Raw genomic sequence first — 15,294 nt, 5'->3', positions numbered from 1 at the left:
AGCTTAACTAAAACCAATCGTGTTTTGTACTGTTCTATATAAACAATTCAATTTTATGGTTATGGAAAGCAAAAGCGATAATAATAAAAACCTGGGCAATAGCAAGGCAGAAAATACTGCCGATAAAACAAATATGCCCGATCAATTGGTTCCACGCCACCGCAGCAACGAAAAGGAAAAGAAAAATAAAGTAGCTACTGATGCAGGTAACCTGGGCAAGGATTTCGGAAGTGGCGATTTTGGTTCGGAAGAAGCCAGAACAGATGCAGGCAAAGGAAATAAGGGCCAAGCTGGCAACATGCCAAATACCGCAAAAAAATAAAGGCTCCCGATATTAATCGGGGGCCTTCCCTAACAACTAAAAATTAACATCTAAAAGATGTTTTAACTCACCTTAAACGCAGGCGAAACATCATCAAGACTTGTGGTGGTAACCTTCAAATCGTTAATGATACCTGTTTTTAGGCTATATACCCAAGCGTGTACAGATAACTCCTGTCCGTTTGCCCAAGCATTTTGAACTATTGAAGTATTCATCACATTTGCAGCACCTTCAATGGCATTCAATTCTACCAGTCGGTCAAATTTTTGATCTGGATCTGTGATAGAAGCCAGTTCTTCGCTGTGTACCCGGTAAACATCGCGGATGTTCCTTAACCAGTTATCAATAATACCTACCTGTTTATCGCCCAGAGCAGCTTTAACACCGCCGCAACCATAATGGCCACAAACAATAACGTGTTTAACTTTTAACACATTTATCGAATAATCGAGTACCGAAAGTAGGTTCATATCGGTATGAACAACCACATTCGCAATATTTCTATGCACGAAAATATCGCCCGGTTTAGTGTTGGTAATCTGATTGGCTGGTACACGGCTATCAGAACAGCCGATCCATAATACCGGTGGGCTCTGTCCGGCCGATAATTTATCGAAAAAGGCAGGATCACTTTCAATGGTATCCTTAACCCAGTCTTTATTGCCCTGTAATAAGCTATCGTATGTAATGTCTTTCGTTTCTATTGTTTTTGCGCACATAACTATATTTTATTAATGTCTTCTTCTACTTTTATATTTAATTTGGGTACAGTATAATGTTTCTGTATGTTTTCCAAGGTTACAATAATACCTTTAGTATAGGCATTATGTTTGTAATTATAAATGGTTTCCAGTACATCAGGGTCGATATACCGGGCATTCGAACCATCAATAATTACATTGGTTTCTTTCGGGATATTCGTTAAAACTACCTGTATTGCTGCTTTATTTAAGAACGAAACTTCTTCGGCCAGTTTAATCCTGATGTGCTTTTTATCTCCTTCGTTCGAGATCCTGTAAAAGAAAGGATTGCGCATATTGGTGCGTAGCAGATAGAAGATAGAAACCAGCATGCCTATGGCCACACCTTTTAACAGATCGGTAAAGAGTACAGCTAAAACGGTAACTACAAAGGGTATAAACTGATCCCATCCTTTATGGTACATGTGTTTAAAAAGACTGATCCTGGTTAGCCTATATCCTGTAACCAAAAGAATTGCAGCCAAACACGAAAGCGGTATCATATTAATTACCTGCGGAATAAACAACAGCGACAATAACAACCAGGTACCATGAAAAATAGCCGACATTTTGGTTCTACCGCCCGAATTTACGTTGGCAGAGCTTCGCACAATTACCGATGTCATAGGTAAACCACCCAACATACCACTGGTAATGTTACCGATACCCTGGGCAATAAGCTCCCTATTGGTAGGCGATACCCTTTTGATAGGATCGATCTTATCAACCGCTTCAATGCTCAGTAAGGTTTCTAAACTCGCTACAACAGCAATGGTTAAGGCAACAATGTAAACATCTTTATTGGCCAGAGCAGAAAAATCGGGCATGGTAAACAGCCCTAAAAATTCGCTGAAACCATTCACCACGGGGATTTTCACAATCTGATCGGCCCTAAGCTGATGGTCTGTTCCGGCAAAGATGAAACTTCCTACCACACCAATTATGACTACAATCAGTGGAGCGGGAACAATACTCAGCTTTTTAAACCTTGGCCATAGCAACAGTACCGCAATCGAAATTACACTGATTACAACCGCGGCCAAACTAAAATGACTGATTGCGGCAGTTATGGCTGAGAAAGTATTTTCGTGATCCTGCTGAAAAAAGCCTTCATCACCACTAAAATCGCTATCTACACCTAAAGCATGGGGCAACTGTTTTAAAATCAGTATTAAGCCGATTGCAGCCAACATGCCTTCGATTACGCTCGAAGGAAAGTAATTTCCGATGGTTCCGGCTTTTACCAAACCTAAAATCAGCTGAAAAACACCCGCCAAAACAACAGCCAGTAAAAAAACCTGGTAATTGCCCAAAGAGGTAATGGCACCCAGTACAATAACCGTTAACCCCGCTGCCGGGCCACTAACACTTAATTGCGAACCACTGCATGAGGCCACTACAATCCCCCCAATAATACCAGTTAACAAACCAGCAAATAAAGGTGCGCCAGAGGCGAGTGCTATTCCTAAACATAGCGGCAAAGCCACTAAAAAAACCACAATACTCGAAGGTAGATCTTTCTTTAAATTCTTTTTAAGAAAATATTTCTTCACATCCGAACCTGAAAAGGCCGGGTTAAACTTTTGCATAACAATATAATTATCTAGTAAATTTTAACGAATTAAATCGTGAGGAATAGCACAACATGGCCAGCAAATAGCCCACAATAGGCACATTGGCAGATTTATCCAATGCTAAAGCACACGGACAGGCAGATCATGTAATTCCGAATAAAAAACTAGATAAAGTTGGGTGGCGGTGTAGGAACCGTAGGGTGATATGGATCTACATATCTTTTGAAATGTTCTATAAAACTGCTCTTCAAAAAGAAGTGGCTTGAAGAGAACTCGTAAGAAAAGATGGGGTGATTAAGCTCGATGAGTTTGAAATCGGTAAACTTTGCAGTGTCTTTGGCGGTATCTTTTCCGCCTTCATGCTCTAACTCAATCTGCATGATTACAGCATTCATGATTTCTTTGTCGATACCCGTAAAAAATACCGGTGCGCCAGAAATGCCCATCTTCGCCATGAAGATAAACATAAACGATGCAACGATTAAATACTTGTATTTCCTTAAAAACATCTGCTATTTCTAATCTTATTCTAATCTAACGTTTACAAAAATAAACGGATAATTGGTTTTTCAATGCTTTATGCTGTAAAAAAAATGTAATATATAAATCAGGGCAGCTTAAAAACTGTTAAACTGTTCTGATTTTCAGCACAGTTATTTTCTTCTGTTGCTCTAAAAAGTATGGTATCGCCCTAAATAAGCTTAGTGCAAAACTTGCAATACCACGGTTAATTTTTAAATTTAAAATCTCATTCGTATTGGCAATGGATAAAAAAATAGCATTACTTCAAGATAAAATAAACCAGGCAAACCTTGGTGGTGGACAGGCCAGAATTGATAGTCAGCATAAAAAAGGCAAACTCACTGCACGCGAGCGCATCCACTTTTTAATGGACGAAGGCAGTTTCGAAGAAATTGGCATGATGGTTATGCACCGCAGCACCGATTTTGGCATGGAAAACGAAAAATACCTTGGCGATGGCGTGGTAACCGGTTACGGAACAATTAATGGACGGTTAACTTACGTTTTCTCGCAGGATTTTACGGTATTTGGCGGTTCACTATCCGAAACCCATGCCGAAAAAATCTGCAAGTTAATGGATATGGCCATGAAAAACGGCGCGCCTTTAATCGGTTTAAATGATAGTGGCGGCGCACGTATTCAGGAAGGTGTAGTTTCTTTGGGTGGTTATGCCGATATTTTTTACAAAAATGTACAGGCATCAGGCGTAATTCCGCAGCTATCGGCCATTATGGGCCCATGCGCTGGTGGCGCCGTGTATTCGCCAGCCATTACCGATTTCATTTTGATGGTAGAAAACACCTCTTATATGTTTGTTACCGGGCCAAATGTGGTTAAAACGGTAACACACGAAGAAGTAACTTCAGAAGAACTGGGTGGAGCAAGTACACATGCCACAAAATCGGGAGTAACCCATTTTGCCTGTGCCAACGAAATTGAGGCCATTAACCATGTAAAAAAATTATTGAGCTACATGCCTCAAAACTGTGAGGAAACGGCCGATCATTTACCTTACGAACCTGCAGATGAAAGCCGGCCTGGCTTAAATACGTTTATGCCCCAAAATGCTTCACAGCCCTACGATATCCGCGAGGTAATTACCGCTGTTGCCGATGCAGATAGCTTTTTGGAAGTACATGCGGCCTATGCGGAGAACATTGTGGTAGGATTTGTCCGTTTGGCCGGAAGAAGCATTGGCGTGGTGGCCAATCAACCTGCTTATCTGGCAGGTGTTTTAGATAGTAATTCATCCTCCAAAGCGGCCCGTTTTGTGCGTTTCTGCGATTGCTTTAACATCCCACTGCTCGTATTTGAAGATGTACCGGGCTTTTTGCCAGGCACCGATCAAGAGTGGAACGGAATTATCACCAATGGGGCGAAATTATTATACGCCTTTAGCGAAGCAACCGTACCGCGTATTACAGTAATTACCAGAAAAGCCTACGGCGGAGCCTACGATGTGATGAACAGCAAACATATTGGGGCTGATATGAATTACGCCTGGCCTAGTGCCGAAATTGCCGTAATGGGTGCAAAAGGTGCCGCAGAAATCATTTTTAAAAGAGAAATTACCGCTGCAGAAAACCCTGAAGAAAAATGGCTGGAAAAAGAAAAACTCTATTCCGATATTTTTGCCAACCCTTACCGCGCAGCCGAACGTGGCTTTGTTGATGAAGTGATAGAACCTGCGCAAACACGTATAAAGTTGATAAAAGCTTTTAAGATGTTAGAAAATAAGGTGGTAAACACCCCCAGAAAAAAACATGGAAACATACCTTTGTAGAACATGATGTAAGATGGATAATGGTTTCACCATAGTAAAACACCTTATATGCAATTCCATCATCCATTTTACATATTTACATTTTACATCACCCTAAATGTTAAAGCGAGCCGATATTTTGCTGATGGCTTTTTGCACAGGCCTAATTGTTGCAAATATTTATTACTGCCAACCTTTGGTAATCTTAATTGCAAAAGATTTTAACCTTACCGAAACCGAAGCAGGGCGGATTACCTATCTCACACAAATTGGTTATGCCTTGGGGCTTTTCCTACTGGTTCCGCTGGGCGATATGTTCGAACGCAAAAAGCAGATCCTGATCATTACCGGGCTGGCTATTTTGGCTCTGCTTGCTGCTGCGCTTTCGCCTACCTTTTTTGTATTGGCCGCTGCCTCTATCTTAATTGGAACCTGTTCTATCGTACCACAGCTTATTCTGCCATTGGCCGCCAATTTAAGCAGCGATGAAAACCGCGGTGCAAACATAGGTATGATTATGAGCGGTTTGCTGGTCGGCATCCTGGCATCTCGTGCCGTTAGTGGTAGCATTGGCTTCTGGCTGGGCTGGAGAGCAGTTTACTATATCGCGGCAGCAATATGCGCATTGCTGATCCTCTTAATGGCCAAACGTTTCCCTCAAAGCTATCCTGCTTTTAAGGGAACCTATAAAGAACTGATGCGCTCCATGTTCAGTTATATTAAAACCCAGCCTGCACTAAGAGAAACATCAATCATCAACTTTTTGGCCTTTGCCATCATCAGTGCATTTTGGACTACCATGGTACTGTTTCTGGCCAATCCACCCTTTAATTTCCAGACTTTGCAGATTGGCTTATTTGGAATAGCAGGTGCAGCCGGTGCACTGGCCGCGCCATTGGTAGGCAAATTAAGCGATGGCAATAATCCACGTAAAAACTTGATGATCGGCTTTCTATTACAGCTGATAAGTATTGCGCTGTTTTATTTTACGGGCAGCCATTTATACCTATTTGTAATCGGCATCGTGCTAATCGATATCGGTCAGCAGGCTATTCATGTAACCAACCAAACACGGATTTACACCCTTATACCTGAAGCCAGAAACAGGCTCAACACCATTTTTATGTCGGTTAGTTTTATTGGCGCCAGCTGTGGCTCGGCGCTGGGCCTATGGCTTTGGGACCAAGGCGGCTGGGCACTTTTCTGTTATGGGATGACCGGCATAATTAATTTGAATATTTTAATTTATAAGTTTTACGGAAAGAAAAATTAAAGCCTTGGATACCTTAATTCAAATAGAACAGCTATTCCCTTCATTAACCTGGCGCATCAGGCACGAAGCCATGTACCCAGAACTGCCCTTTGATAGTGTGAAGTTAGCCGATGATTTTGAAGGCATCCATTTTGGCTTATATGCCGACCATAAGTTAACCGGGGTGGTATCACTATTTCATCAGGGCGATATTTATCAGTTCAGAAAACTGGCTGTGCTACCTGATGCCCAAAAGGGTGGTTATGGCTCGAAACTGATGGCGTATATCTTAGATTTTTGTAAAATTCAGAAAGCAACCAAACTATGGTGCAATGCACGGGTAAATGCTAAAGAATTTTATTTTAAATTTGGATTCTACGAAACCGATAAAACCTTTTTTAAAGATGGTTACGATTTTGTGGTAATGGAAAAAAATTTATCAAGTTAAGTTAAAAATGAGTATGATGTCTCAAATCTAAACTCAAATCTCATATCTATTAAAATGGCTAAAAAAAAAGACGAAGAAAAAAAGAAACATGTAGCAGTGGTTACCAAAAAATCGCTGCAGTTTTTAGAGGAATATATCAATAACCCTGCGCCTACCGGTTACGAGTGGGAAGGCCAAAAACTTTGGCTAAAATACTTAAAACCATATATTGATGAGCATTTTGTTGATAATTATGGTACTGCTGTTGGGGTAATTAACCCTAAAGCAGCTTATAAAGTAGTAATTGAGGCCCATGCCGATGAAATTTCGTGGTATGTAAATTACATTACCAATGATGGTTTAATTTATGTTATCCGCAATGGTGGTTCTGATCATCAGATTGCACCTTCAAAAAGGGTTAACATCCATACCGAAAAAGGATTGGTAAAAGCTGTATTTGGCTGGCCGGCAATCCACACCCGCCATGGTGAAAAAGAACAGGCCCCAGAGTTAAAGAATATTTTTCTCGACTGCGGCTGTACCACAAAAGAAGAAGTAGAAAAATTAGGGGTCCACGTGGGCTGCGTAATTACCTATGAAGATGAGTTTATGGTTTTAAACGACCGTTATTACGTTGGCCGTGCATTAGATAACCGTGTTGGTGGCTTTATGATTGCCGAAGTTGCGCGTTTATTAAAAGAGAACAAGAAAAAACTTCCATTCGGGTTGTACATTGTAAATTCTGTACAAGAAGAGATTGGTTTACGCGGTGCCGAAATGATTGCGCAGCGCATTAAGCCAAACGTGGCCATTGTTACCGATGTTACACACGATACCACTACGCCGATGATTAACAAGAATACACAAGGCGATTTATCGGCCGGAAAAGGGCCCGTAGTTTCTTATGCACCTGCCGTTCAAACCAACTTGAACAAGTTATTGATCAAAACTGCAGAAAAGAACCAGATTCCATTTCAGCGCCAGGCTTCTTCGCGCTCTACCGGAACTGATACCGATGCTTTTGCTTATTCAAACGGCGGTGTTCCATCGGCATTAATATCTTTACCGTTGCGCTACATGCACACCACGGTAGAAATGGTGCACAAAGAAGATGTTGATAATGTAATCAGCTTAATTTACGAAAGCTTGTTAAACATTACCGACGGACAGGATTTTAGAGAATTTAAATAATGGCTCCGGTAAAAATATCGCATCAAAAAATTCTGATCAGAACCTTGCTAAAAGTGTTGCTGATGATTGTGATTATCTTCACACTAAACTCATGGCCACAAATTAAACAGAGCTTGAGTGGCAATGTTCCGCCGTTGAGCTTTTGGCTCGATCATAGTTTTAAGTTGAGAAATTTTATCCTTATCATAGGCTTTGGGGCCTATTTTTACTACAAAGACCTAACTGATCAAAAAGCCGATTTAACTGGCAACCCTAAATAAAATAAAGGCCTGGAGAAAAAAACTTCAGGCCTTTTTGTTTTCTTCTTTAACGATTAATTATCCAGATCTGGCCCGAATGTAACAGCTAAAACAAATCTGCTTAAAACCCTTAAGATTACGTTTCTTTTTATTTATACCTAAATTTATATCTACATTGTTCCGTTATTTTAACCAGCAGTTTATCCTTATGTTATCAAATAAAAGAACGGTAGATCTATCCCTTATCCGAGACGATCACTGGAACGTTGTGTTCGATCAGCTTAGTCTTGGTTTTTGGGAGTTGAGTTTAGCCTCGGGCATACTCCGTACCACTACATCCTGCAAAAGAAATTACGGTTATCCACCCGATAAGGTTTTGAGTTACGAGGCTGTTCTCGGTTTAATACTTCCCGAAGATTTAGATCATGTTCAGGATGAGATAGAACTCACCATCCTGGGCGAAAAAAGCAAGTATCAAGCACTGTACAGAATCCGCCGTTTAGATGGCGAAATCAGATGGATCAAGGCCGATGGAATGCTATCAAAAGCCGAAGGTGAAAGTTTAAAATTAATTGGAACTACGTTAGATGTCACCGACTTAAAACAGGAGGCCCATTAAACGCTAGGCCTCATCAATTTCTATCCAAACCGGACCATGATCGCTTGTTTTCTCCCAGCCCCTAACTTCTCTATCAACACCGGCCGATTTTAAACGCGCATTAAGCTGTGGGCTAAGCAAAAAGTGATCGATCCTTAACCCGGCATTGCGGCCGTAAGCATTGCGGAAATAATCCCAAAAGGTATAAATGGTTTCATTTGGATATAACTTTCTTATGGCATCTGTCCAGCCTTGTGCAAGTAAATTTTTAAAGGCAAGGCGGGTTTCCGGGCGAAAAAGCGCATCTTCTACCCATCGCTCGGGCTTATAGGCATCTAATTCTGTTGGTATTACATTGTAATCTCCAGCCAGCACCACAGGCAAATTGTGCGTTAACAGCTTAGCGGCATGAGCGGTAAAACGTTCAAACCACTTTAATTTATAATCAAATTTTGGTCCCGGTGCCGGATTACCGTTTGGCAGGTAAAGACAGCCGATCACCACGCCATTAACCATGGCCTCGATGTACCTGCTCTGTAAATCCTCATCATCGCCACCCAAGCCAACCTTAAGCTCCTTTATTTCTAAATTACGTGCCAGTATAGCCACACCGTTCCAGCTTTTTTGGCCATGCCAAATGGCATTATAACCAGCATCTTTAATGGCCTGCTCAGGAAACTTTTCCTGTGGTGCCTTTAATTCCTGCAGGCACACCACATCTGGCTGCGTTTCTTCGAGCCAGCGTAACAAAACAGGCAGGCGGCCATTTACGCCATTTACATTATAAGTTGCTATTTTCATCCGTATCAATTATTTATGGTGATGAAGCAATCATGATGATTTTGGAAACTCATGATGTTCATTTTATAAATCTCCACAATAAAACTTAAAATAGAACAACAATAAGGATAAATCTTTCTTAAAAACCTACGTGCAAGTACGGTATCGGCATATTTTACAAATATTTAAGGTTATTTAAGAATTTGCACTTATCTTGCAACGCTTTTTAAATCACCTATTTCCATACCATGTTCAAAGCAGTTTTAAACGTCCCTCCTGCCGAACCAAAAGATATCCGTTGGTTTTATGACAAGTATGCCGCCATGCTACTGGGTTATATCAATGGAATTGTTCAGGATCATCAAAAATCAGAAGATCATCTTGTTTCCATTCTGACTTCATTTACCCAGGATTTTGGTGGTGAAGAGAAAAGCAACCTGAGTATATGGTTAGAGCTACGTCAGTATGCCCAGTATAAGCTGAGTTTATTTACAGATGCCGAGCCGGCCTTAAATCCTATTGCTACTCAGGGCAAAGCCAACCTGGAATTGTTAACCGACCTGCAAAAAAGAATTTTCTGTTCGGTTTATTATCACGGAAAATCAATTTCATACCTGGCTACCACTTTAAACAGCAGTTTGGATGAGATCCGTAACGAATTAAAATTATCAATCGATAAAATGAGGAGGGCCCGTGGAAATTAATAAAGTTATAGAGAGCGGTTTAATGGAAACCTATGTAATGGGTATTGCAACCGAAGAGGAAGTACAGCAGGTTTTACGGTATAAGCAAGAATATCCTGAATTTAAGGATGCATTGGAAAGCCTGGAGTTTGACATGGAACTGATGGCCCAAAACATGGGCATAGCCCCTCCTGCCGGCACCTTGGCCAAGATTGAAACCGAAATCAGGGAAATTCAACGCCGCAACCAATCTGTAGAAAAAGTACCAGATCCTGAGTATGGTGGTGGCAACAATGAAACAGAAGCAAAACAGGACCGCTATATCGAAGTTGAGTCAGAATCGAACCAGATGCGGGTAAATAAAGCCTGGAAGTGGGCATTTATTGCAGTATTTGTTTTAGGAAAAATATTTTTGGCGGCTGCAATTTTCTTTTACCTCGAAAACAGGCAGGCCCAAGAGAAAATCCAGGAATTAAAAATAGAACTGAAACAATATAAAAAATAAAAGCAGCCTTTAAATCAAAATTCTGCTTTTTAAAACCAATACTAAACTGAAATGTTTAGTTGTTAAGATTCATTCATGTTTGAGCGCATGTTTGAGTTTAGATATGGGGATAGGCTAATTAGCCTGTCCCTTTTTTGTTAAACCCATCATGCCGCCCTAAAACCTATCATGTTATGCTTAAATGAGAAAGCCAAACTATGCGGCCATATCACTCTTATAGTTTTTAAGCATCTTTTTGAGCAGTCCTCTGGCTACATGTATTTTGGTTTTTACCGTACCCAATGGAATATCCAGTTCGGCAGCAATTTCGTGGTATTTATAGCCTTCAAAGTAACGGCAAAAACAAAACCTGCAATCTTCAGGTAAGGCACTTAACGACCGCTGAATATCTTCCATCATAAATTTGGCACTGCCACCGTTTATCGAGGCGCTTGGAGCCAGTTGTACAGAAGTTAAATCTTCTTCCTGCTGTATCATTTCATTTTTACGCTTAACCTTGTAATAATGGTTAAGGAAAGTATTTTTTAAAATGGTAAAAAGCCATGCCCTAACGTTACTTCCCAGTTCGAACTTGGCAGAAAACCTAAATGCCTTCATAAAGGTATCCTGAACAAGATCTGCTGCATCGTCCTCATCGCGGGTATATGCGAGCGCCCGCTCAAATAGTGGCTGCCTGTACTGATAAATATCGCAGTTGAAATTTAAAGTTTCCATATTTAGTTTTGGGATTGATATATCTTTTAACAAACACAGCGCCCCGGTGTTATTTGTAGAAATACCCGATTTTTTACGGTTTCTTAAAAACACGCAAAAACCCGTCTAAAAATAGCCAAAAATACTAGGCTACATAACCATTTCTCATGGCAAAACGAACCAAAGATGCCGAGTTTTTGGTGCCAGTTTTACTGATCAGTGCTTCCCTTTGACTCTCAACTGTACGCCGGCTCAGATATAATTTATCGGCAATTTCCTGATTGGTTAAGCCTTCGGCTATCAGCTTTAATACGTTAATTTCACGTTCCGAAAAGTTAATGCCACTGTTCATATTTTGAGAAAGCATATTCAGCTGGCTGTTAAAGCGCTCCAAAATTGATATGCATAAATTGGAAGAAAGATACCGTTTACCTTTCATTACATGCTGTAAACAGAACAAGAGTTCATCCTCTTCTATATCTTTTGAGAGGTAAGCAGAAGCACCTGAAATAAAGGCATTTGAAGCATACTTTTCATCATCCAAAATCGATAAAACCACAACTTTTGCACTGTATCCTTTCTCCCGTATCGTTTTGGTTAGTCCTATCCCGTCCAGATTGGGCATTACAATATCTGATAAAATAATATCAGCTTTTATTCCTTTTTCAAGAAGCTCCAAAACAGCAAAACCGTCTGATACTTCTCCTACAACTTTGATGCCTTCGTGTTTTTCTATAAGTGCTTTAAGTGAGGTCCGGATAATGTGGTGATCATCCGCAAGAATAATGTTAATCATAACTCAAATATAACTTACGGTATTTTAAAATTAAAAACGGCTACTTCGGCAGCTCGATATAGAAGGTGGTGCCAACACCAATTTTGCTCTTAAACCAGATTTTTCCATTATGCAGTTCTACAATGGCCTTAATAATGCCCATACCAAAACCGCCCGATTCTTCGCCCTTTAACCCAGGCCTGAGTGTTTCGGGCAAATGGTCAAAAAGACCGGGCTGCAGCTCGTCGGGTATACCGATTCCATCATCAGTAACCGTAATTAATACCGTATTTTCATGTTCTTCGGCATGAAGGCCGATAAATCCATCATCCGCAGTAAATTTTAATGAGTTAGAAATTAAATTATTGATTACCTGCAAAAATTTCATACTGTCCAAGCGCAGGTAAATCTGTTCTGCCGAACTGGTAAACTGGATATTTTTGGTTTTGCCCAGCTTTGATCTTTTGTAAAAACGTACCACGTCTCTCAGTTCCCAAACCAGATCGGTCCGTTCTTTACCAATTTCAACAACAGATGATTTTAAGAATTCACGGTTAATCATGCTTCTTACCAACAGCAAATTCCGCGCGCACATATCTTTAATAAAACTTAAAGCATTCATGGTTTGGATATCGCCGGTTTTGGAAATACTTTCTTCTATTGAGGAAGCAGCCAGTTTCATCATGCCCAAAGGCTCTTTTAAATCGTGGGCCAACACCTCTAACGTAATGTTTTTACGGGCATTGATCTGCTCAATATGGATTTTATTGTGGCGCATTACCGTTGTATCCTCTACTACGCCAGCCAAATACCAGTCAGTGGCATCGCCAATATTAAAAACACTAACCCTCACATACTTTTCCCGGTCATTGAACAATAGCCTGAATTCGTACTTTTTTTCGGTAGTGCTGCTAAGGCTTTCCTCATAACAAGATTTTACATGCGCTATATCTTCAGGATGGATATTCGTTAAAACCGCCTTCGGATCGGCAAGAATAACGTGCTGATCCAATTCAAAAATTTTGCTAATGGATTTATTCAGGTACAAAAAATTCTTTTGCCTAAAAATGAAATAACCATCAGCAGATAAATCGCCAAGCTTATAAAAAAGATCTTTATGGAGTTCGGTCATATCAGTTACAAAAACAAGTTTTAATTACAACCTATTGGTTTAAGCTTTGTCCATTCAAAACATCGCACCGGGTAAAATGTTTTAAGTATGAAATGAATAAATCATGCCGTTAGAGAGGGCTCGAAAGATATTAACATTTTCCACACGATGTGCAAAATTATTTAGCGCAACAAAACCAACTATTGCCTAAATTGTTAAGCATAAAACAAAGACAAAAAGTCCTGTGAGCGGGAGATCCGCGGAGGGCAGGCACACCATAAAAAAGATTAAATTCTTTTGTCAATAGCCATCTCACAGGTGGCTATTTTTATTGGGTAGCAGCCTATTTCAAAAATACCTTTTTACCAGTTTTGGCCGAAGCCTTGGCCGCTTCCAAAATTCTGACCACAATTATATTGTTGTTTAAAGAAGATAGGTCGTTTTCCGCCTTAATTTCGCCCTTTAAAACCGCCGCTAGATAATTTAAATGGTTGGCATATTCGGCGGCTGGAGCCTGTGCCTTATAGACTTTATAACCGCCATTTCCATTTCGGCTCCTTAAATCCTTTTCATTTATAGCCTGTATGTAGCCTTTGGTGCCAAATACTTCCATATCTTTAATACTAAACGGCCAGTTCCACGAGGCTTCGATAATTCCGGTAGCACCCGGGTATTCCAATAATATTGTAGCATCATCATCCACATTTGGATAAATATCTTTTTTTACCTGATGGGTTACCGCAGTTACGGATATAGGTGCTTTTCCATCCATTAGCCAGGTCATTAAGTTAGCTCCGTAGCAGCCAAAATCCACCAAGGCCCCGGCACCGTTTTTAGCCGGATCGGTTAACCAGGTTAAAAATGCAGTACTTACACCAATTTCTTTAGGACCTTGATGCCCATCGTGTACAATTATTTTGCGCAAGTGGCCAATGTCATCGTTTTCTTTTAGGTTTTTATAAATCTCCTGATTGCTGGGATACCAGGTAGTTTCGTAATTGGTAAGCACGTTGACTTTGTATTGACTGGCAAGAGCAGCCATTCTTTCGGCCTGTTTAACCGAGATGGCCAGCGGTTTTTCTACCATAACCGATATGCCCAGTGGTGCTGCGGCTTCTACAACAGCCAAATGATCGCTAATCGCGTTGTAAGCTAAAACAACATCCGGTTTTTTATCGCGGAGAAGATCGGTTAGGTTGGAATAAAAAACACTATCTGGAATTTTATAGCGTGTTTTGAACCGTGTTACCAGTTCAGCGTTACTTTCTGCAATACCAATAATATTAACTTCGGCTTTTTGGTAACTGTTCATAATCAGATACACATGATCATGATTTAAACCGGCAATGGCCACATTTAATTTTTGTTGCGCTTTAACCGGTAAAACAGTAAAAAACAGGCAAAAGATAAGGCCAATGGCGCTTAAGAATTGTTTAGCAGTACACGGCACCATAATTATTCTCCTCTAAATTGATATTAGCCAAATTAGAGATTTATACAAGCCATAATGCAAATACTTAAAAATATTACAATGTTTAGGTAGGGAGCTAGAAGAAAACCTAACGGGACGGTTTAGATACTTGGTTAATGAAGCAAACAACTTGGTTGTTATGAATTAGTGTGTTTGGCTTTACTGATACAAAAATGTTTCAGATCGTTTGTTCCTGAGCGGAAATTCTTTACCAATTGGATCGGACTCATGCTGTTCTTCAGTAATTAATAAGTCGTTGTACTTTTCCAGCAAATGAATGTACTTATTCATCCAGAAATATACAGAATTGGAATCTGAACCCGCCTGTTTGCCCGGATCGGCGGTTTGGTTGCTGGGTTCGGCACTGTACTTGGGGAATGCTTCTGGAAATGACGAAGAAAGATCCTGTCCTAATAATTTGCCTACTTGCCAAATTACTTCGTGACCAATTCTGTCTTGACCAAACCAGTTGTAAATTGTTCTGCGGCTTACATTAAGCTTTCTAGAAAGCTCACTGATGCCCATACGATCTCTGCGCACTAAGCGCTCAAGGATTTCTCCTTGTTTTAGTAATTGTGTTGTCATTGAGATAATTAATTTTTTAAAATGAAAAAATAATTAAATCAGATATCGGGGACGATTGACAGTT

Annotated in this window: 18 protein-coding genes; 9 read left to right on the top strand and 9 right to left on the bottom strand. The window is 40.3% G+C overall.

The window, feature by feature from the left end:
- Nucleotides 1-61: 61 nt before the first annotated feature.
- On the top strand, nt 62-322 hold the full coding sequence (locus ACS5PU_RS01195; RefSeq protein ID WP_439457439.1) for a hypothetical protein: 261 nt from the start codon (nt 62-64) through the stop codon (nt 320-322).
- A 62-nt stretch (nt 323-384) separates the two neighbouring features.
- Here ACS5PU_RS01195 and ACS5PU_RS01190 read toward each other — a convergent pair whose 3' ends face one another.
- The 3 genes from ACS5PU_RS01190 to ACS5PU_RS01180 form a co-directional block, all read right to left on the bottom strand.
- Nucleotides 385-1,041: a carbonic anhydrase gene (locus tag ACS5PU_RS01190; protein WP_439457438.1), complete on the bottom strand. Its 657-nt coding sequence runs from the start codon at nt 1,039-1,041 to the stop codon at nt 385-387.
- Between the two features lie 2 nt (nt 1,042-1,043).
- Complete coding sequence (locus tag ACS5PU_RS01185) at nt 1,044-2,651, bottom strand: SulP family inorganic anion transporter (protein ID WP_439457437.1); 1,608 nt, start codon at nt 2,649-2,651, stop codon at nt 1,044-1,046.
- Between the two features lie 149 nt (nt 2,652-2,800).
- On the bottom strand, nt 2,801-3,103 hold the full coding sequence (locus tag ACS5PU_RS01180; RefSeq protein WP_439457436.1) for a hypothetical protein: 303 nt from the start codon (nt 3,101-3,103) through the stop codon (nt 2,801-2,803).
- Between the two features lie 296 nt (nt 3,104-3,399).
- Between ACS5PU_RS01180 and ACS5PU_RS01175 the strand changes: the two genes are divergently transcribed.
- The 6 genes from ACS5PU_RS01175 (at nt 3,400) to ACS5PU_RS01150 (ending at nt 8,648) form a co-directional block, all read left to right on the top strand.
- Nucleotides 3,400-4,941: an acyl-CoA carboxylase subunit beta gene (locus ACS5PU_RS01175; protein WP_439457435.1), complete on the top strand. Its 1,542-nt coding sequence runs from the start codon at nt 3,400-3,402 to the stop codon at nt 4,939-4,941.
- A gap of 97 nt (nt 4,942-5,038) precedes the next feature.
- The gene (locus ACS5PU_RS01170) at nt 5,039-6,193 is read left to right on the top strand and encodes an MFS transporter (RefSeq protein ID WP_439457434.1); all 1,155 of its coding nucleotides are present in this window, start codon (nt 5,039-5,041) and stop codon (nt 6,191-6,193) included.
- Nucleotides 6,194-6,197: 4 nt separating this feature from the next.
- The gene (locus tag ACS5PU_RS01165) at nt 6,198-6,620 is read left to right on the top strand and encodes a GNAT family N-acetyltransferase (RefSeq protein WP_439457433.1); all 423 of its coding nucleotides are present in this window, start codon (nt 6,198-6,200) and stop codon (nt 6,618-6,620) included.
- Nucleotides 6,621-6,674: 54 nt separating this feature from the next.
- Nucleotides 6,675-7,790, top strand: coding sequence for a M42 family metallopeptidase (locus ACS5PU_RS01160; RefSeq protein ID WP_439457432.1), 1,116 nt, complete (start codon nt 6,675-6,677; stop codon nt 7,788-7,790).
- On the top strand, nt 7,790-8,050 hold the full coding sequence (locus ACS5PU_RS01155; RefSeq protein WP_439457431.1) for a hypothetical protein: 261 nt from the start codon (nt 7,790-7,792) through the stop codon (nt 8,048-8,050). The genes ACS5PU_RS01160 and ACS5PU_RS01155 overlap by 1 nt, the downstream gene beginning before the upstream one ends.
- 187 nt (nt 8,051-8,237) lie before the next feature.
- A complete protein-coding gene (locus tag ACS5PU_RS01150; RefSeq protein WP_439457430.1) occupies nt 8,238-8,648 on the top strand; it encodes a PAS domain-containing protein in 411 nt (136 codons plus the stop codon).
- 3 nt (nt 8,649-8,651) lie between these two features.
- Here ACS5PU_RS01150 and xth read toward each other — a convergent pair whose 3' ends face one another.
- Nucleotides 8,652-9,428: an exodeoxyribonuclease III gene (xth, locus tag ACS5PU_RS01145; RefSeq protein ID WP_439457429.1), complete on the bottom strand. Its 777-nt coding sequence runs from the start codon at nt 9,426-9,428 to the stop codon at nt 8,652-8,654.
- Between the two features lie 227 nt (nt 9,429-9,655).
- On the opposite strand from xth, the gene ACS5PU_RS01140 reads away from it, so the two are divergent.
- The gene (locus ACS5PU_RS01140) at nt 9,656-10,111 is read left to right on the top strand and encodes a hypothetical protein (protein ID WP_439457428.1); all 456 of its coding nucleotides are present in this window, start codon (nt 9,656-9,658) and stop codon (nt 10,109-10,111) included.
- Entirely contained in the window at nt 10,101-10,595 is a 495-nt protein-coding gene (locus tag ACS5PU_RS01135; RefSeq protein WP_439457427.1) for a hypothetical protein, read from the top strand. The genes ACS5PU_RS01140 and ACS5PU_RS01135 overlap by 11 nt, the downstream gene beginning before the upstream one ends.
- Nucleotides 10,596-10,790: 195 nt before the next feature.
- Here the strand turns inward: ACS5PU_RS01135 and ACS5PU_RS01130 are convergent, their stop codons facing one another.
- The 5 genes from ACS5PU_RS01130 to ACS5PU_RS01110 form a co-directional block, all read right to left on the bottom strand.
- Nucleotides 10,791-11,309, bottom strand: coding sequence for an RNA polymerase sigma factor (locus ACS5PU_RS01130; RefSeq protein WP_439457426.1), 519 nt, complete (start codon nt 11,307-11,309; stop codon nt 10,791-10,793).
- 124 nt (nt 11,310-11,433) lie between these two features.
- Nucleotides 11,434-12,084 (bottom strand): response regulator, encoded by a 651-nt coding sequence (locus ACS5PU_RS01125; RefSeq protein ID WP_439457425.1) that lies wholly within the window; start codon nt 12,082-12,084, stop codon nt 11,434-11,436.
- A gap of 40 nt (nt 12,085-12,124) precedes the next feature.
- On the bottom strand, nt 12,125-13,195 hold the full coding sequence (locus ACS5PU_RS01120) for a sensor histidine kinase (protein ID WP_439457424.1): 1,071 nt from the start codon (nt 13,193-13,195) through the stop codon (nt 12,125-12,127).
- 322 nt (nt 13,196-13,517) lie between these two features.
- Entirely contained in the window at nt 13,518-14,627 is a 1,110-nt protein-coding gene (locus tag ACS5PU_RS01115; protein ID WP_439457423.1) for a Gfo/Idh/MocA family protein, read from the bottom strand.
- 177 nt (nt 14,628-14,804) lie between these two features.
- The gene (locus tag ACS5PU_RS01110; protein ID WP_439457422.1) at nt 14,805-15,230 is read right to left on the bottom strand and encodes a helix-turn-helix domain-containing protein; all 426 of its coding nucleotides are present in this window, start codon (nt 15,228-15,230) and stop codon (nt 14,805-14,807) included.
- Nucleotides 15,231-15,294: the final 64 nt, after the last annotated feature.

This window comes from Pedobacter sp. GSP4 (genome assembly GCF_051857575.1).
Lineage (GTDB): Bacteria > Bacteroidota > Bacteroidia > Sphingobacteriales > Sphingobacteriaceae > Pedobacter.
Note: the sequence above shows the minus strand (reverse complement) of the source record. Positions and strands in the feature narration are given on the sequence as shown.